Below are 17,080 nucleotides of genomic sequence, written 5' to 3' on the forward strand. Positions count from 1 at the left end.
CCGTCAGCGGGCCAGCAGGCCGAGCCAGTCGCGCAGCAGGGCCGTCTCGGCCGGGCGCAGCGGAAGGCCGTCCTCGCCGGCGGTGACGAGGGCGGTGTCGAGGGCGAGGGCGTGCGGCGCGAGGCCGGGGCCGGCGGCGGGAGCGGCGTCCGTGACGAGCGAGTCGACGACGACGTCGCGCATCCTGGTCGAGACCTCCGGATCGCGGTCCCCGGCCGGGGTGCCGATGAGCGAGAGGGTGACGCCGGTGATCCCGGCCGTCAGCAGGTCGGCGGCGAGAGCGGGCGGGACGCGCAGCCGGCCGGCGGCGGCCACGCGGTCGAGGAACCCCAGCAGGAGCTCGCGGGCCTGCTCGGCGGCGGGCGGGCGGCGGCCGGGCAGGGCGGTGCCGAACATCAGCACGTAGAAGGCCGGGTGGGCCACGCCGAAGTCGACGTGGAAGTCCCAGCCCCGGCGCATGTCGGCCACCGGGTCGTCGGTGTGCGCGACGGTCTGCTTCTGGGCGAGGTAGAGGTCGAACGCGTGGATCGCCAGGGCGGCGAGCAGGCCGTCCTTGTCCCCGAAGAGCTGGTAGAGGGACGCCGCGCGGATGCCGGCCGCCGCGGCGACCGAGCGCGTGGACACCGCCTGGGCGCCCTCGCGTTCCAGGATCTCGGCGGCCACCTCGAGGATCTGCTGCCGCGTCCTGGCCTTCACGTCGTCCATGTTGCAATGCTACGGCATCAGGCGTATCACTGTTACGGAGCACTGATACGCACTTCTGCGTCGCAGTGATACACACAGGGAGACGCAGTGAACCGAGTGGGATATGGCGCCATGCAGCTCGCCGGGCCGAACGTGTGGGGTCTTCCGGACGACCCCGAGTCGGCGCGGCGGGTGCTGCGCCTGGCGGTCGAGCTGGGCGTGACGTTCTTCGACACCGCGAACGCCTACGGGCCGCGCACGGTCAACCGGCTGGTCGGCGAGGCGCTGCGGCCGTTCGGAGATGAGTTGATCATCGGCAACAAGGTCGGCGCGGGTCGCGGCCAGGACGGCTCGTGGATCATCACGGACCACCCGGACACCGTCCGGGCGCAGGTGCACGAGGCGCTGGCCGACTTCGGCACCGAGGTCAGCGAGTTGACCTACCTGCGGCTCGACCGGGACGGCCTGTCGCAGCAGAGCGACGTGCCGCTGGAGGACTCGCTCGGCGTGCTCGTCGAGCTCCGCGACCAGGGGCTCGTCCGCCGGATCGGGCTGTCCGGCGCGTCACCGGAGGCGCTGGCCCGCGCACGGGAGCTGACGCCGATCGCGGCTGTGCAGAACCGCTTCAACCTGCTCGACCGCAGCGGCGTGCAGGTCCTCGCCGACTGCGAGGCGCAGGGGATCATGTTCGTCCCGTACTTCCCGCTGGCCTCCGGTCAGCTCGCCTCCTACGACGAGCTGACCGGTCCCGCGCAGCGGCTCGGCACGACACCGGCCCTGGTCGCGCTGGCCTGGTTGCTGCGCCGGTCCCCCGCGATGGTCGTCATCCCGGGCACGAAGAACCCGGACCACCTCCGCGCCAACGTGACCGCGGCCGACGTCGCCGCGGACCTGACCGACGAGGAGGTCAGCCGGCTGACCGGCCTCGTCGACGAGTCCCAGGCGGTGATCGACCAGCCGCACCAGTCCACCATCGACGCGCTCACGTCAGCGATGGCGAGCCACCGCTGACGCGGCTGTCCCGTCAGTCGGCGCGGACGAGCTGCTCCCGCGCCGGTTCGGCAGGCTGACGCGACTTGACGAAGCGCCACCCGAGGAAGAGCACCAGGGCGAGCACCGGGATCGACCAGAACGCGATCTTCTCGGCGGTCCCGGCGAACGCCATCTGCCCGATCACCAACGCCAGGAACGCCAACGTCCCGTACGAGGTGTAGGGCGCGCCGGGCATTCGATAGGACGGCCGCTGGATCTCGCCGGCCAAAGCCTTCTTGCGCAGCCGGAGCTGGCAGATGATCAGAGTGGCCCAGGTGGACACCACACCCAGCGAGGCCACCGCGATCGCGATGTCGAACGCCTCCTTGGGCACGATGTAGTTGAGAACGACACCGAACAGGTAGGCGACACCGGTGAACAGAATGCCGCCGTACGGCACGTGCCGGGAGTTCATCCGGCCGGTGATGGCCGGAGCCTCACCCTTCTGCGCCAGCGACCTGAGAATCCGCCCGGTCGAGTAGAGCCCCGAGTTGCAGGAGGACAACGCGGCCGTCAGCACCACGGCGTTCATGATGTCGCCGACCGCCGGGATGCCCAGGGCCGAGAACACGGTCACGAACGGGGATTCGGTGCCGGTGAAGTGGTCCCACGGCAACAACATCGTCAGCAGCAGCACGGAGCCGACGTAGAAGATCGCGATGCGGTAGACGACGCCGTTGATGGCGCGCGGCATGATCTTCTCGGGGTCCTTGGTCTCGCCCGCGGCGATGCCGACGAGTTCGATGGCCGAGTACGCGAAAACGACTGCCTGCAACGTCATCAGGGCGATGCCGAAGCCTGCCGGGAACAGGCCGCCGTGGCCCAGGGTGTTCGAGACCGACGCGGTGGTGCCGCCGATGTCCGCGTTGCCGATGACCAGGCCCACGCCGACGACCAGGAAGACCACGATCGCGGTCACCTTGATGACGCTGAACCAGAACTCCAGCTCGCCGAAGAGCTTGACGGACAACATGTTGATCGCGATCAACACCACCAGGGCCACCAGCGCGGTGATCCACTGCGGCATGTCCGGGAACCACTTGTGCATGTAGATCGCGACGGCGGTGATCTCGGCGATGCCTGTCATCGCCCAGTTCAGCCAGTAGAGCCAGCCCGATGTGAACCCGGCCCACGGACCGATGAACTCGCGGGCGTACTCGACGAAGCTGCCGGACACGGGGCGATGGAGGACGAGTTCACCCAGCGCGCGCATGACGAAGAACGCCGCGAGGCCGCACACCGCGTACGCGAGGATCAGCGACGGCCCCGCTGTGGCGAGGCGTCCACCCGCACCCAGGAAAAGGCCGACGCCGATAGCACCACCGATTGCGATCATCTGCACCTGACGCTTGGTCAGCGCCTTGGTGTAGCCGTCCGCATCAGTTTCCACAGAACTCACGAGGAGGTTCCTTCCGAAACGGAAAAATGCTCGCGTCGGAACCTCCCGCGCCCCGACGCGCTGATTCGGGGAACCCTAGCGAGTGGCGGTCATCACCAAGTAATCACCTGGGGAAGACTTAACGTAAGCGACATCACACAGCGCTGCGTTTAGGTCCTCCCAAATGTCCTCGACGTGCTCGAGTCCGACGGAAATGCGCAGCAAATTGTCCGGAACGCCAGAAGCACGCAGTTCTTCTCCGGGTACCAGGCGATGGGTCAAAGCCGAGGGATGCTCGATAAGGGTGTCCACCGAACCCAGTGACACGGCCGGCGTGATGAGCTTCAACCGGCGCACGACCTCGACGGGATCGCCATGCACGCCGAACGCGATCATGGCGCCGGTCCCGCGCATCTGCCGTGACGTGGACGGGTAGCGCACGAACTCCACCGCGTCGTGCTCAGCCAGTCGCGCCGCCAGGACGGCCGCCGACTGCGACGCGGCCTTGACGCGCAACGGCAGCGTGGCCAGCCCGCGATGCAGCAGGTAGCCGCCCAACGGGTGCAGAACCGCGCCCGTGATGATCCTGACCTGCCGCAACGCCGCCGCGAGCGACTCAGAGCAGGCCACGACACCGCCGAGCACGTCCCCGTGCCCGCCCAGGTACTTGGTGCCGGAGTGCAGCACGTACGAGGCTCCGTGCAGGTAGGGGTTCTGCAGGATCGGCGTCGCGAAGGTGTTGTCCACCATCACCGGCACACCGCCCGACTGGCGCACGACGTGCTCGATGTCGACCAGGTCGAGGTTGGGGTTGGCCGGGGTCTCGACCACGATCAGCCCGGTGTCCGGCCGGATCGCGGAGGACACCAGGCCCGCTTCGACGTACGTGGTCGTGACGCCCAGGAGACCGGACGACAGCAGGTGGTCGGTGCCGCCGTACAACGGCCGCACGGCTACGACGTGCGGTTTTCCCGCCATCACGCAGGCGGCCTGGACGACGGCGGTCACCGCTGCCATGCCGCTGCCGAACGCCACGGACGTCTCGGTGTGCTCGAGAGCCGCGAGCGCCTGCTCGAAACGGGCCACCGTCGGGTTGTGCAGCCGCGCGTAGACGGGCGAGGCCGCCTGTGCGGCGCCGGTGGCCCACTCACCCAGCGCTTCCCCGCCGAGCGCCTGGTCAGGCACGGGGTAGGTGGTGGACAGGTCGATGGGAGGCGCGTGCACGCCGAGCTCCGCGAGGTCGTCGCGGCCGCCGTGCACTGCGATGGTCTCGATGCGCGTCATAGCCCGAATGGTGGAGACTTCCTCGGAAGGATGGTCAGAAGACCGCAGGCGATTCGGCGGAACGGAGAACGGCCGTGCTGGATTCGATCGACGAGGCCATCGTGCGGGAGTTGCGGAAGGACGCGCGGCTGCAGAACAAGGACCTGGCCGAACGCGTCAACGTCGCGCAGTCCACGGCGGTGGTCCGGCACCGGGCTCTCAGAGAACGCGGCGTGATCACCGGCTACCACGCCGAGATCGATCCGGGCGCCGTCGGTCAGCACGTCCAGGCGATGCTCGCGGTGAAGATCCGCCCGCACACCAAGGAGATCGTCGACCCGTTCATGGCTTATGTGCTGAGCCTTCCGGAAACGCTCGCGCTCTCCCACGTGACCGGTCCGGAGGATTTCCTGGTGCACGTCGCGGTATCGGACGTCGGCCATCTGCAACGACTCGTGCTCGACAAGTTCACCAGCCGGCGAGAGGTGACAGAGGTTCATACAAACCTCCTCTTCTCACACGTCAGAAAGCATTAACCGGCGAGCCGCAATGCGGGCGCGAGCTGGTCGCGGCCGTCAATGCCGAGCTTGCGATAAACCTTCGTCAGGTGGATCTCGACGGTCCGCAGTTGCACGAACAGCACGGCCGCGATCTCGCGGTTCATCTTGCCCTCGGCGGCCAATGCGGCCACGCGCCGCTCGGACTCGGTGAGGCCCGCGGGCCCGGCGGCGAGCTCCTGCCGGATCTCCTCGGCCAGTTCCTCGACGCCGCAGTCGTCGGCCAGGTCCACGGCCACGCGCAGCTCGGCGCGGGCCGGCTTCACCCGTCCGGCCAGGTGCAGCGCGCGGCCCAGCGCGAAGTGGCTCCGCGCCCGTTCCAGGAGGGCGCCGGACGAAGCCAGCAGGTCGACCGATTCCTGAAGTAGCCCAATGCCTTCCGCGCCGAGAAGCACGCCCTGCGCGCGCAACGACGCCGCCAACGGCAGCACCGCGCCGATCGAGCGTGCAAGGCGTTCCTCAGCGAGAAGGTGGTCTCCTCCGAGGGGCAGCCGCCACGACGTGCTGTCGCAACGGCGCACGTGCAGCCGTTCGCCGCAGTCCAGCAGGTCGCGCACACCGTCCTTGCGCCGCTCGGCCGCGATCCGCACCCGTCCCCGCGCGGCCAGCAACGCGGGCGCGCCGAACAGGTCCGGCACCTCGCCGGGCACCACCTCGAACACGGCCGACGCCATCTCGACGTCGCCCATCTCCAGCAGCGCCAACGAAAGCTCGGTCAGGGCCGCGAACACCGGCGTCGACACGCGCGCCGCGCCGCAGCTCTCCAGAACCGCCAACGCCTCGCGGGCATCGGACTCGGCACCCGCCAGCCGTCCCAGATCCCGCAGGCACGCCGAACGCGCCGTGAGTGCAGCCGCGACGCACGGCCGGTGCTGCCAGCGACGCGCCACGGTCAACGCACGGTCCACACGCGCATAGGCGGCCGTCAGTTCGCCGCGCATCCTCACGAACCCAACGGCCCGCAGGTAGGGCTCGAACTCCGAGGGCGTCGACGGCAGGACGTCGGGATCGCCGATGACGTCCGGCTCGACCTGCGGCTCCTCCCCCAGCAACGCCAGCAGGCACGGCAACGCGGGGTGCGCGGGATCGGCCTCTCCCAGGTGGTCCACCGCCGCCGGGACGTCCACATAGGACTCGACCTCGCCGAGTTCCGCCAGCAACCCGGCGGCCTCCGGCTCGTCCATCGCCCGCCTGAGGTACCGGACGGCGTCCACGACCCGGTTGCGCGTCCGGGACCGCTGAGCGGCGGACACGAGCACCTCGGTCGCCCACTCCTCGCCCTGCGGCCGGGTCTCGACCAGGTGCTCGGCCACCGCCTCGGCCGACGCGCCCGTCTCGGTGAGCAACCGGGCTGCGGCGGCGTGCAGGTCCTGGCGTTCGGTGATGGTCAGCTCTTCGCGCAAAGTGTTGCGCACCAACGGATGCACCAAGGAACCATCGGCCGACAGCAACCCCATCCGGTGCAGCGCGGCGATCGTCCCGGCCAGTTCGCACGGCTCGATGCCGATCAACTCGGCGACGCGCGGCAAAGTCACTTCGCCGCCCAGCACGGCCAAAGCGTGCAACGCGTCCGGAGCGTGCGGGGCGAGGCGGCGCAGGCGGACGTTGACGGTCGGCAGCAACGCCGGTGCGGTGAGTCCGACGACGTGGTCGGTGTACGCGCGCACGAGGTTGAGCAGCAGCAACGGGTTGCCGCCCGCCTCAGCGCGGCAGAGCGCGATGAAGTCGTCGTCCTGCGGCCCCAGCTCGTTCTCGACCAACGCCCGCGAGTCGGCGAACGACAGCTCGTCCAGCCTGATCTCGCTGGTCGACGCGGCGAGCAGTTCCTCGAGGGTCTGCGGCCCGGCGCACACCTCGCCCGCACCGATGCCGGCCAGCGCGAAGATCGGCAGGTGCTCGATGCGGTGCGGCAGGGTGCTCAGCCACTGCAGCGACGGCTGGTCGGCCCACTGCGCGTCGTCCACGACGAGGGCGACGGGGCGTTCGGCGGCCATCCGAGCGAGCGCGCGATGCAGGACGTGCAGTTCGGGCAACGTCACCGGGCCCGGTTCGGCCAGCGAGTCGGACTGCCCGAGCGCGGCCGCGATGCGCGGCTGGTGCTGGACGTCGTCCCCCGGCTGCACGCAGACGAAAAGGCGGCTGACCAGCCCGAACGGCAGGTCGCGCTCCAGGTAGCTGCCGCGCGCCGCCAGCACCGTGAACCCGTGCCGCGCGGCCAGCTCCCGCGCGGTCGTGAGCAGTGCCGTCTTGCCGGCCCCGAGTCCCCCGGTGGCCACCACGAGGTGCCCGTCACCGCCAGAAGCCGCGGTGAGTGCCTCCGCCAGCCGCGTCGTCTCCCGGTCCCGCCCGACCAGTCCAGGTTTCGCGCCCATGGGTCCATCTGAGGCCTGCCCGCCATTGGCCGCCTATCGCGGAAGCATTGGCGCTATGCCACCCCGATGAGCCGCAGACCCGCCGTGGTCGCCGCGGCGAGCACGATGACCGCCACGAACGGCAGCTTGCGCCACGCGGCGAGCCCGCCGACGGCGACGCCCGCCGCGAGCGCCCAGCCGCCGAACTGCCTGCCGTTCGTCAACGCCGAGACCGCTACCAGCGCCAACAGCAGCACCGTCGCCGAAGCGGACATCAGTTCGCGGACCTTCTCCGGCAACGTGACGCGGTCGCGCAGCAACGGTCCGGCGAGACGGATCGCGAAGGTGCCGGCGGCCAGGATCAGGACTGCGGTGACGGGCACGGCTCCTCCTTCTTCTTCGTCGTGCGGAACGCGAACAGCCCGGCCAGCGCGAGCAGCACGGGCACACCGGCGGGCAGGAACGGCGTGGTCGCGAGCGCTATCGCGGCGCCGACCAGCGCCGCGTTGCGCGTCGCCGCGTCCTTGAGCGCCGGCAACGTGAGCGCCAGCAGGGCCGCCGGGAACGCCGCGTCCAGCCCGAACGTCATCGGGTCGCCGATCGCCTGCCCCACGAGCGCACCGATGAGCACGCCCGTGTTCCAGCTGAAGAACAGCGACACGCCACACGCCCAGTAGGCCGCACGCGCTCTCGCGGGATCCTTCTGCGCCATCGCGAACGCCGTCGACTCGTCGATCAGCAGGTGGCTGCCGACGATCCGCGCGAGCGGGCTCCTGCCCAGCACGTCCCCGACCGCGAGGCCGAACGGCAGGTGCCGCGCGTTGAGCACGAGCCCGGCCAGCACCGCGGCGGCAGGGCTGCCACCTGCGGCGACGACACCCACGGCCATGAACTGCGAGCCGCCCGCGAAGATCACCAGCGACATCAGCACCGGCATCCACCACGGCAGGCCGGAGCCGACCGAGATCGCGCCGAAACTCGCGCCGGTCACCGCGGCACCCAACGCGACCGCAGCCACGTCACGCAGAAGTACAGCATCAAGAGTTCGCCAGATCGAACGTACCACCCATTAAGATGAACACCTGGGATCGGTGTTCGTCAAGACGAACGGATGGACTTCTGTGTCGAACGCACCACTCGACCTCATCGCGGCCAACCTCCGGCGCGAGCGCGACCGCACCGGCATGTCGCTGACCGAGGTCGCGAAGAAGGCCGGCGTAGCGAAGTCGACGCTCTCCCAGCTGGAGTCCGGCGCGGGAAACCCCAGCGTGGAGACCCTGTGGGCACTCGGCGTCGCGCTCGGCGTCCCGTTCAGCCGCCTCGTCGAACCCGCCGTGCCGCGCGTGCAGGTGATCCGCGCCGGCGAGGGACCGGTCATCCACTCCGAACAGGCGCACTACTCCGCGACACTGCTGGCCGCGTGCCGTCCGGGCACCAAGCACGACATCTACTGGCTGGCCCTCGAACCCGGTGGCGCCCGCGAGTCGCTGCCGCACGTGCCGGGCAGCGTCGAGCACATGATCGTGGCGTCCGGCCGCTGCCTGGCGGGCCTCGCCGACGACCCGATCGAACTCGGGCCGGGCGACTACATCGTCTATCCCGGCGACCTGCCGCACATCTGCAAGGCGCTGGAGCCGGGCACGACCGCGATGATGGTCATGGAGCACACCGTCTAGCTCAGCCGGCTTCGCAACGTGCGCAGCCACGGCTCGGAGAGGGCGGGCTCGCCGTCCATGGCGCGCGCGATCATGCGCCGGACGTCCTTGGTGCGCCCGAGCTCGACCAGGTGCACGGCCTCCGCCAGGGCCATGCGCGTGCGTTCATCCCTCTTGATCTCGCCGGAGTACTCACGCCACTTCACCAGCCGGTAACCCCGCGTCAGCTTGGTCTGGTGGTCGCCGAAGTAGGTCCAGACCGCCCTCTCCAGCGAGACGTTCACCACCGCGGAGGCCGGCAGGCGGTGGGTCCACTCGGGGTGCTCCTGCTGCCAGCGCCAGGTGTTGGGGCTGGTCTTCGTGCGCATCGTGACGCCGACGAACCGCAGCTTGCGCCGGATCGCGGGCCAGGTCTCGCGCTCCTCGGTGATCCAGTCGTCCAGGAGCGCGAAGAGCTTGGTGAACGTGGAGCCGACGTGCACGACGTCCACGAAGGTCACCGGGCGATCGCGCCTGGCCAGCGCAGCGGGCGTGATGCCGATCGCCGCGGCCATCTCCCTGGCACGGCGGACGTCGCCGGGGATGAGCTCACCAGAGCCGTACAGCGAGATCGGCAACCGGCTCAGCGCCCGTCCCGAGTCCGGCAGCGCCCCGCTGAGCAGGTCGAACATCGAGTCGAGCGATCGCCCGACGAACACCAGGTCGCCGTTGCCGCTGCGAGCCAGGACCTTGCCCGCGCACTCCGCGAGCTCGTCGAGGTACCACACCTCGGGTGCGACCACGTCGTCGAGCAGCGATCCGAGCTGGTCGGGCGTCACGAGGTCCCAGCGGAACGGCACGTTCATGCCGACATGATGACAAGCGGAAAGCGGCGCGGGGACGAGAACCACCCGCGACCTACACGCGCTCCACACGTTCGGGGTGCGATTCTTCCCACTTAACCGTATAGCAGACAGGGGGCCTTGCCACAAGGCCCCATGGATCGTTCACACTCATCGCCTCAGGCAGAACAAGGGCGCTGTGGGGAGCACGTGGGTTACGAAGAAGAACTGCAGTCCGAGCGTGAATACGTGTCCGGTCTCTACGCACGGCTCGATGGCGAACGCGCGCGCGTGAAGGCCGCCTACCTGTCAGCGCTGGGTGGCACCGGCGAGACCGCAATGGATCGTGACAACGAGGTGCGCGCCCGGCACCGCGAGATGAAGCGCCTGAACGTGGCCGACTACGGCCTGTGCTTCGGCCGGCTGGACAGCGTCGACGGCGACCGTTCCTACATCGGCAGGATCGGCCTGTTCGACGAGGAGAACGAGTTCGAACCGGCGCTGCTCGACTGGCGGGCACCGGCGGCGCGGCCGTTCTACACCGCCACCGGGGCCACCCCCGAGGGCATGCTCCGGCGCCGTCAGTTCCTCACCCGCCGCCGGTCCGTGGCCGGGTTCACCGACGAGGTGTTCGGCAAGCTCGGCGAGGAGCAGGGCGACGTGGCCCTGCTGGAGGCGTTGAACGCGCCGCGCGGCGACGGCATGCGCGACATCGTGGCGACCATCCAGGCCGAACAGGACGCGATCATCCGGCTCGACCACCCCGGCGTGCTGGTGATCGAGGGCGGCCCCGGCACCGGTAAGACGGTCGTGGCGCTGCACCGCGTCGCATACCTGATGTACACGCAACGAGAGCGCATGGAACGGCACGGCGTGCTCGTCGTCGGTCCCAACCCGGCGTTCCTCAACCACATCAGCCGGGTGCTGCCGTCGCTGGGCGAGTCGGACGTCGTGTTCTCGACGACCGGCAGCCTGCTGCCCGGTCTGCTCGCGACCGCCGAGGACACTCCGGACGTCGCGCGGCTCAAGGGTTCGCGCAAGATGGTGGACGTGCTGAAGGCGGCCGTCGCGGCCCTGCAGCGCGTTCCGGCGGAGCCGATCCCGATGGGCATGAAGGACGTGGTCGTCCACATCGGCGCGGACGTCGCCGAGTGGGCCCGGCAGGAGGCGCGCGACAGCGGCCTGCCGCACAACGAGGCCCGCGCGGTGTTCCGCGAGATCGTCACGTACGTGCTGACCGAGCGGGCGATCGGCCGGATCGGGAAGGGCTGGATGTCCCGGTCCGACAAGCAGGCGTGGGAGGAGATGCGAGCCGGGCTGGTCAAGGACCTCGCCGACGACGACTCGTTCCTCGCCATCCTCGACTCCCTGTGGCCGATCATGACGCCGTTCGAGCTGCTGAGCGCGCTGTACTCGTCGCCGGAGCTGCTGGCGGAGGCGGGCGCCGACCCGTCGCTGCACCGCGTGGACGGTTCCGCGTGGACGGTGTCCGACGTGCCGTTGCTCGACGAGCTGCACGACCTGCTGGGCAAGGACGGCAGCGAGCAGGCCGACGACCAGGCCGCCTCCGCCGACCGCGCGGCCGAGGCCCGGTACGCGGCCGAGGTGCTCGACAGCATGGTCGGCCGCTTCGACCACATGGACGACGAGGACCACCTCTTCGCCTCGGACATGCTGTTCGCCGAGGACCTGGCCGAGCGCTTCGAGGACCACGACCAGCGCACGCTCGCCGAACGCGCGCTGGCCGACCGCGGCTGGACCTACCGCCACGTGGTGGTGGACGAGGCCCAGGAACTGTCCGAAATGGACTGGCGGGTGCTGATGCGCCGCTGCCCCGGCCGTTCCTTCACGGTGGTGGGCGACCTGGCGCAGCGTCGTGCGGCGGCGGGTGCCACGTCGTGGGGCCAGATGCTCGACGCGTACGTGCCGGGGCGCTGGGAGTACCGGTCGCTGACGGTCAACTACCGCACGCCGGCGGAGATCATGGCCGTCGCGGCACGGGTCCTCGCCGAGTTCGCGCCGGACGTTCGCGCACCGGAGTCGGTGCGCGCCAACGGTGTTCAGCCGTGGTCGCGGCAGGTGACCCCGGACGAACTGCCCGGCGCCATCGAGGAGTTCGTCAAGCAGGAGGCGGTTCTCGAGGGAACGAGCGTGGTGATCGGTCCGTCCGGCGTGCCCGGCACCGTGCCCGCCTCGGAGACCAAGGGCCTGGAGTACGACTCGGTGCTGGTCGTCGAGCCGGAACGGATCATGGCGGACGGGCCGCGCGGTGCGGCGGAGCTGTACGTGGCGCTCACCCGTGCCACGCAACGGCTCGGCGTGCTGCACCACGGGGCGTTGCCGGCCGCTTTGTCCGATCTCGCTGAGACCGTGGGCACAAGCGGGTAATTCGGTGGGTGCGGGGTTCTGACCAGCTCTAAAGTCCGGCTGGTGAGCACTCCGCCCAACCAGCCCCACGACCCGGCCGACCCCTGGGCGACTCCGCCCGCGGGTCCGGCCGCACCGGGCCCGCAACCGGGCCAGGCGTACCCGGCCCAGCCGTATCCGGGTCAGGCCTATCCCGGCCAGGCGTACCCCGGCCAGCCCTTCCCAGGCCAGGCGTACCCCGGCCAGGCGTATCCGGGTCAGCAGTATCCGGGTCAGCCCCAGGCCAGCCAGCCGTATCCGGGCCAGCCCTACCCGTCCTATCCGGCTCCGGAACCGCCGCGGAAGTCGTCGGGCAAGGCGTTCCTGATCATCGCCGGGCTGGTGGTGATCGCGCTGGGGCTCAGTGCCGCCGTGTTCCTGGTGAACCGGGGCGACAAGACACCGGCCGCGGCCTCGTCCACGGCGGTCACCACGACCACGACGACGACCACCACCACCACGAAGCCGAAGGCGTTCGCGGAGATCGGTGACTGCGTGCTGCTCGCGGGCGGGTCGTTCAACCCGAAGTTCGAGAAGACCGCGTGCGCCGAGAACAAGCACAACTACACGGTGTCCAAGGTGCCGGCGACGTCCACCGAGGAGTGCGGCACGCCGCCGGACGGCTACGTCAAGTACACCAAGGGTTCCAGCGTGAACGTGTGCCTGATCCCGGTGTTCGTCGACGGCGAGTGCTACGACTTCACCCTCGCGTCGCTGCAGTCGGAGTTCCCGAAGAAGGCGTGCGGTGGTTACATGGTCGTCAAGGCCAAGGTGATCACCGGAACCGCGGACAAGGCGGCGTGCGGCCAGGACGAGCGGCTCGCGCTGGCGCTGGCCTACCCGGAGATCAAGACGACCTACTGCCTGAGCCATACGTTCTCGATCTGAGGCGGGTGCCACCCGACAGGCGGTCGGGCAGAGACCTGACCGCCTCTAGGATGGGCGGAAGTCTGGGGGGACTGCTCGCGTCGGCCAGACGATCACATCCGCGTCCGAGCCGCATTGGGGGCACTGCATGACGACTCCGCCCATCCCGCCTGTTCCACCGGAAGAGCCGGCGAACCTGTGGGCGCCACGCCCCCAGGCCACCCCGCTCCCCGCGTACCCGGTCGGCATCTACCTCGCGCCGGCACCCGCAGGCCCTCCACAAAGGACCTCCCGCGCCGGCCTGGTGGTCGGGATCGGTCTCGGCGTCCTGCTGCTGGCGATGATGGCCACGGTCTTCTACGTGCTCCCGAGATCCGGCACCCCCGGGGCGGCGGTCGGCGACTGCGTGAAGCTGACGGGCGTGGAGTCCAATATGACGTACAAAAAGGTCTCCCGCGACGGCAAGCAGCACAATTACACCGTGAGCAAGGCGCGAACCTTCCGAACCGACGAGTGCGGCGACGATCCCGACGCGTACACGACCTACGAAGGCTTCAACGGTGAGCACCTGTGCCTGATCCCGGTGTTCCTCGACGGCGAGTGCTACGACTTCATGCTCGCCTCGCTCACCGCCGAGAACCCTGTGGTGGACTGCGGCGCGACCGGAGCGATCAAGGTTCAGGTGCTCACGAACACCGCGGACGAGGCGGCGTGCGGCCCGGACTCGTTGAAGAAGATGGCTTACCAGGAAACGAAGACCACCTACTGCTTCGTGCTGCCGTCGTAGGACGACAGAAGGGCGCGCCCTCGTGGGGACGCGCCCTTCTGTGTTTTCCGAGACTTACCAGCCGCGCTCGGCCAGGCGGTGCGGCTCCGGGATCTCGTCGACGTTGATGCCGACCATGGCCTCACCCAGGCCGCGCGAGACCTTGGCGATGACGTCGGGGTCGTCGTGGAAGGTGGTGGCCTTCACGATGGCCTCGGCGCGCTGGGCCGGGTTGCCGGACTTGAAGATGCCGGAACCGACGAACACGCCCTCGGCGCCGAGCTGCATCATCATCGCGGCGTCGGCCGGGGTCGCGATGCCACCCGCGGTGAACAGCACGACGGGGAGCTTGCCGTTCTGCGCGATCTCCTTGACCAGCTCGTACGGCGCCTGGAGCTCCTTGGCGGCCACGTAGAGCTCGTCCTCGGGGAGGTTCTGCAGGCGGCGGATCTCCTGGCGGATCTTGCGCATGTGCGTGGTGGCGTTGGAGACGTCACCGGTGCCGGCCTCGCCCTTGGAGCGGATCATGGCCGCGCCCTCGGTGATGCGGCGCAGGGCCTCGCCCAGGTTCGTCGCACCGCACACGAACGGAACGGTGAACGCCCACTTGTCGATGTGGTTGGCGTAGTCGGCCGGGGTGAGCACCTCGGACTCGTCGATGTAGTCGACGCCGAGCGACGCGAGGACCTGGGCCTCGACGAAGTGGCCGATGCGGGCCTTCGCCATGACCGGGATCGAGACGGCGTTGATGATCCCGTCGATCAGGTCGGGGTCGCTCATGCGCGCGACGCCTCCCTGGGAGCGGATGTCGGCCGGGACGCGCTCGAGAGCCATGACGGCGACGGCGCCCGCGTCCTCCGCGATCTTCGCCTGGGTGGCGTCGACCACGTCCATGATCACGCCGCCCTTGAGCATCTCGGCCATGCCGCGCTTGACGCGGGCGGTACCCGTGACCTGATCAGTGCTCACCGGGGCAACCTTTCACGAGGGGAAGTCTTGGTGAACTCACCCTACGTCTGACGTGGCCCTCTCGCCCAAGCCACTGGAGCCCCGAACCAGAAGGCCACTTTCCGATCAACCGCAGGTGGTGAGCCCTGTCACTGGGCTGGCTGTGAATTGTGTTCGCGTGCCGGTGGGCGTCCAGTCGGGTCTGCGGGGTTGTCCCGGGAGGGGAACGGGTGTGAGATCGAACACTACGACTTGACGGAGGTCGCCATGGGAAGCAAGAACTCCGACAACGGCACATCGGCAGGCGCGGTCGCTGTAGACGACCCGGCCAAAGTCCGCAACGTCGTGCTCGTGGGCCCGTCCGGCGCCGGCAAGACGACGCTCACCGAGGCCCTGCTCGCCGCCACCGGTGTCCTGCCCCGCGCGGGATCGGTCACCGAGGGCACCACGGTCTGCGACCACGACCCGGCCGCCGTCCGGCAACAACGGTCGGTGGGCCTCGCGGTAGCCCCGATCCAGCACGGGGACATCAAGATCAATCTGATCGACACCCCCGGATACGTCGACTTCGTGGGTGAGCTCAGGGCAGGACTACGGGCCGCGGACGCGGCCCTTTTTGTTGTCAACGCTTTCGAGGGCGTCGACGCGGCCACCATCTCGTTGTGGGAGGAGTGCGCTCTCGTCGGCATGCCACGCGCCGTCGTCATCACACGCACCGACCACCACCGTGCGGACTTCGGCACCGAGGTCATCGCGTGCCAGGCGGCGTTCGGCGCGGGCGTCGTGCCGCTGTACATGCCGGAGAGCGACGCACTGGTCGGGCTGCTGACGTCCGGGGCGAGCTACCCGGCCGAGCGCGCGGCGTTGATCGAGGGAATCATCGCCGAGAGCGAGGACGAGACCCTCATGGAGCGCTACCTCGAAGGCGAGGAGATCGACCAGGACACGCTCATCGCCGACCTGGAGACCGCCGTCTCGCGCGGCTCGTTCCACCCCGTGATGCCCGTGTGCGCCGCAACTGGCATGGGTCTTGTGGAGCTGCTGGACGGCATCGCGCGCGCGTTCCCGTCACCGCTGGAGCACGACGTTCCTGACGTGACGTCGGTGGACGGCATCCCGCAACCTCGCATGGCCGCCGACCCGGACGGGCCACTCGTCGCCGAGGTGGTCCGCACAGCAGTGGACTCCTACGTCGGCCGCGTGTCGTTGGTCCGTGTCTTCTCCGGCACCTTGCGCCCCGAACGCCCCGTGCACGTCTCCGGCCACGGCATGGCAGACCGCGGCCACGAGGACCACGACGCCGACGAACGCGTCGCCCACATCTACTCGCCGCTGGGCTCGACGCTGCGCGAGGTCCCCTACTGCGTCGCCGGCGACCTGTGCGCGCTCACGAAGCTGACCACCGCCGAAACCGGCGACACCGTCTCCGCCCCCGAACAACCACTGCTGATGGCGCCGTGGGACATGCCAGAACCGTTGCTGCCCATCGCCGTCGTGCCCCGCACACGCAGCGACGAGGACAACCTGGCCCGCAACCTCGGCCGCCTGGTCGCGAGCGACCCGACCCTGCGCCTGGACCGCAACGCCGAGACGCACCAGATGGTCCTGTGGTGCATGGGCGAGGCCCACGCCGACGTCGTGCTGGCCCGCCTGCGCGCCGGCGGAGCGGAGATCGACACCGAACCGGTGCGCGTGCCGTTCCGCGAAACCTTTGCGGGCTCAGGAAAAGGCCACGGCCGGCACGTCAAGCAGTCCGGAGGCCACGGCCAGTACGCGGTGTGCGACATCCTCGTGGAGCCACTTCCCCGCGGTGCCGGTTTCGAGTTCGTGGACAAGGTCGTCGGCGGCTCGGTCCCCCACCAGTTCATCCCGTCCGTCGAGAAGGGCGTGCGCGCACAGCTGGAACGAGGCCTGCACGACGGCACCCCTGTCGTCGACGTACGGGTGACTCTCGTCGACGGCAAAGCACATTCGGTCGACTCGTCGGACGCCGCGTTCCAGACCGCGGGAGCGTTGGCTCTGAAGGAGGCCGCGGCCGCCGCGCGCACGCAACTGCTGGAGCCGATGGACGAGGTCGCGATCCGCCTGCCCGACGAACACCTGGGCACCGTGCTGGGCGACCTGTCCGGACGGCGCGGGCGGGTGCTCGGCACCGAGTCGGACGAGGGCGGGCGCACGCTGATCCGCGCCGAGGTGCCGTCGTCGGAGCTGCTGCGGTACGCGGTGGAGCTGCGGTCGCTGACGTCGGGGACCGGCACGTTCACGCGCCGCTTCTCCCGCTACGACCCGCTGCCGGAGGCGTTGGCGGCACGCGCGGCCAAGTAGCGACGAACGGCCCGTCGATCATCCATT

15 protein-coding genes are annotated in these 17,080 nt (G+C 69.7%); 7 read left to right on the forward strand and 8 right to left on the reverse strand.

Translation table 11 applies throughout. The annotated features are described in order from the left end of the window. Positions 1-3 precede the first annotated feature (3 nt). Complete coding sequence (locus tag ACIRG5_RS34965) at positions 4-705, reverse strand: TetR/AcrR family transcriptional regulator (RefSeq protein WP_402912913.1); 702 nt, start codon at positions 703-705, stop codon at positions 4-6. Positions 706-792: 87 nt separating this feature from the next. Here ACIRG5_RS34965 and ACIRG5_RS34970 point away from each other — a divergent pair, with 87 nt between their 5' ends. Continuing rightward, positions 793-1,695, forward strand: a complete 903-nt coding sequence (locus ACIRG5_RS34970) for an aldo/keto reductase (RefSeq protein ID WP_402912915.1) — start codon at positions 793-795, stop codon at positions 1,693-1,695. Positions 1,696-1,708: 13 nt separating this feature from the next. Here the strand turns inward: ACIRG5_RS34970 and ACIRG5_RS34975 are convergent, their stop codons facing one another. Then, a complete protein-coding gene (locus ACIRG5_RS34975) occupies positions 1,709-3,052 on the reverse strand; it encodes an amino acid permease (protein ID WP_402913336.1) in 1,344 nt (447 codons plus the stop codon). A 138-nt stretch (positions 3,053-3,190) separates the two neighbouring features. Further along, a complete protein-coding gene (locus ACIRG5_RS34980; protein ID WP_402912917.1) occupies positions 3,191-4,378 on the reverse strand; it encodes a trans-sulfuration enzyme family protein in 1,188 nt (395 codons plus the stop codon). A 74-nt stretch (positions 4,379-4,452) separates the two neighbouring features. On the opposite strand from ACIRG5_RS34980, the gene ACIRG5_RS34985 reads away from it, so the two are divergent. Next, complete coding sequence (locus tag ACIRG5_RS34985; RefSeq protein WP_030478062.1) at positions 4,453-4,893, forward strand: Lrp/AsnC family transcriptional regulator; 441 nt, start codon at positions 4,453-4,455, stop codon at positions 4,891-4,893. Here the strand turns inward: ACIRG5_RS34985 and ACIRG5_RS34990 are convergent. The 3 genes from ACIRG5_RS34990 to ACIRG5_RS35000 are packed head-to-tail and all read right to left on the reverse strand — an operon-like array spanning position 4,890 to position 8,331. Continuing rightward, positions 4,890-7,286, reverse strand: a complete 2,397-nt coding sequence (locus ACIRG5_RS34990) for a BREX system ATP-binding domain-containing protein (RefSeq protein WP_402912920.1) — start codon at positions 7,284-7,286, stop codon at positions 4,890-4,892. The two genes, ACIRG5_RS34985 and ACIRG5_RS34990, sit on opposite strands and share 4 nt — an antisense overlap. A gap of 53 nt (positions 7,287-7,339) precedes the next feature. Next, a complete protein-coding gene (locus ACIRG5_RS34995; protein ID WP_319979135.1) occupies positions 7,340-7,648 on the reverse strand; it encodes an AzlD domain-containing protein in 309 nt (102 codons plus the stop codon). Next, positions 7,627-8,331, reverse strand: a complete 705-nt coding sequence (locus tag ACIRG5_RS35000) for an AzlC family ABC transporter permease (RefSeq protein ID WP_402912922.1) — start codon at positions 8,329-8,331, stop codon at positions 7,627-7,629. The genes ACIRG5_RS34995 and ACIRG5_RS35000 overlap by 22 nt, the downstream gene beginning before the upstream one ends. 55 nt (positions 8,332-8,386) lie before the next feature. Between ACIRG5_RS35000 and ACIRG5_RS35005 the strand changes: the two genes are divergently transcribed. Continuing rightward, positions 8,387-8,941 carry an XRE family transcriptional regulator gene (locus ACIRG5_RS35005; protein ID WP_330274024.1) on the forward strand — a complete coding sequence of 185 codons (555 nt, stop codon included), beginning with the start codon at positions 8,387-8,389 and terminating at the stop codon, positions 8,939-8,941. Here the strand turns inward: ACIRG5_RS35005 and ACIRG5_RS35010 are convergent. Next, entirely contained in the window at positions 8,938-9,765 is an 828-nt protein-coding gene (locus ACIRG5_RS35010; RefSeq protein ID WP_402912926.1) for a hypothetical protein, read from the reverse strand. The genes ACIRG5_RS35005 and ACIRG5_RS35010 overlap by 4 nt on opposite strands. A 186-nt stretch (positions 9,766-9,951) precedes the next feature. Here ACIRG5_RS35010 and helR point away from each other — a divergent pair, with 186 nt between their 5' ends. The 3 genes from helR to ACIRG5_RS35025 all read left to right on the forward strand — a co-directional run bounded on the left by helR (position 9,952) and on the right by ACIRG5_RS35025 (position 13,801). Continuing rightward, positions 9,952-12,129, forward strand: a complete 2,178-nt coding sequence (gene helR / locus ACIRG5_RS35015; RefSeq protein WP_402912928.1) for an RNA polymerase recycling motor ATPase HelR — start codon at positions 9,952-9,954, stop codon at positions 12,127-12,129. Positions 12,130-12,171: 42 nt separating this feature from the next. Beyond that, a complete protein-coding gene (locus ACIRG5_RS35020) occupies positions 12,172-13,035 on the forward strand; it encodes a hypothetical protein (protein WP_402912930.1) in 864 nt (287 codons plus the stop codon). A 127-nt stretch (positions 13,036-13,162) separates the two neighbouring features. Beyond that, positions 13,163-13,801 carry a hypothetical protein gene (locus ACIRG5_RS35025; protein WP_402912931.1) on the forward strand — a complete coding sequence of 213 codons (639 nt, stop codon included), beginning with the start codon at positions 13,163-13,165 and terminating at the stop codon, positions 13,799-13,801. Positions 13,802-13,855: 54 nt separating this feature from the next. On the opposite strand, the gene pdxS is transcribed toward ACIRG5_RS35025, so the two are convergent. Continuing rightward, positions 13,856-14,749: a pyridoxal 5'-phosphate synthase lyase subunit PdxS gene (gene pdxS, locus ACIRG5_RS35030; protein WP_090066984.1), complete on the reverse strand. Its 894-nt coding sequence runs from the start codon at positions 14,747-14,749 to the stop codon at positions 13,856-13,858. A gap of 246 nt (positions 14,750-14,995) precedes the next feature. On the opposite strand from pdxS, the gene ACIRG5_RS35035 reads away from it, so the two are divergent. Beyond that, complete coding sequence (locus ACIRG5_RS35035; protein WP_402912934.1) at positions 14,996-17,053, forward strand: elongation factor G-like protein EF-G2; 2,058 nt, start codon at positions 14,996-14,998, stop codon at positions 17,051-17,053. The last annotated feature ends 27 nt before the right edge of the window (positions 17,054-17,080 follow it).

The sequence above is a fragment of the Lentzea sp. NPDC102401 genome (genome assembly GCF_044765805.1).
Taxonomy (GTDB): domain Bacteria; phylum Actinomycetota; class Actinomycetes; order Mycobacteriales; family Pseudonocardiaceae; genus Lentzea; species Lentzea sokolovensis.

Excerpts from the sequence above, each read along its gene's own strand:
- ACIRG5_RS34980 (WP_402912917.1), bottom strand. The coding sequence starts at position 4,378 with ATGACGCGCATCGAGACCATCGCAGTGCACGGCGGCCGCGACGACCTC.
- ACIRG5_RS35010 (WP_402912926.1), bottom strand. The coding sequence starts at position 9,765 with ATGAACGTGCCGTTCCGCTGGGACCTCGTGACGCCCGACCAGCTCGGA.
- ACIRG5_RS34990 (WP_402912920.1), bottom strand. The coding sequence starts at position 7,286 with ATGGGCGCGAAACCTGGACTGGTCGGGCGGGACCGGGAGACGACGCGG.
- ACIRG5_RS34965 (WP_402912913.1), bottom strand. The coding sequence starts at position 705 with ATGGACGACGTGAAGGCCAGGACGCGGCAGCAGATCCTCGAGGTGGCC.
- ACIRG5_RS34975 (WP_402913336.1), bottom strand. The coding sequence starts at position 3,052 with ATGATCGCAATCGGTGGTGCTATCGGCGTCGGCCTTTTCCTGGGTGCG.
- ACIRG5_RS35035 (WP_402912934.1), top strand. The coding sequence starts at position 14,996 with ATGGGAAGCAAGAACTCCGACAACGGCACATCGGCAGGCGCGGTCGCT.
- ACIRG5_RS35025 (WP_402912931.1), top strand. The coding sequence starts at position 13,163 with ATGACGACTCCGCCCATCCCGCCTGTTCCACCGGAAGAGCCGGCGAAC.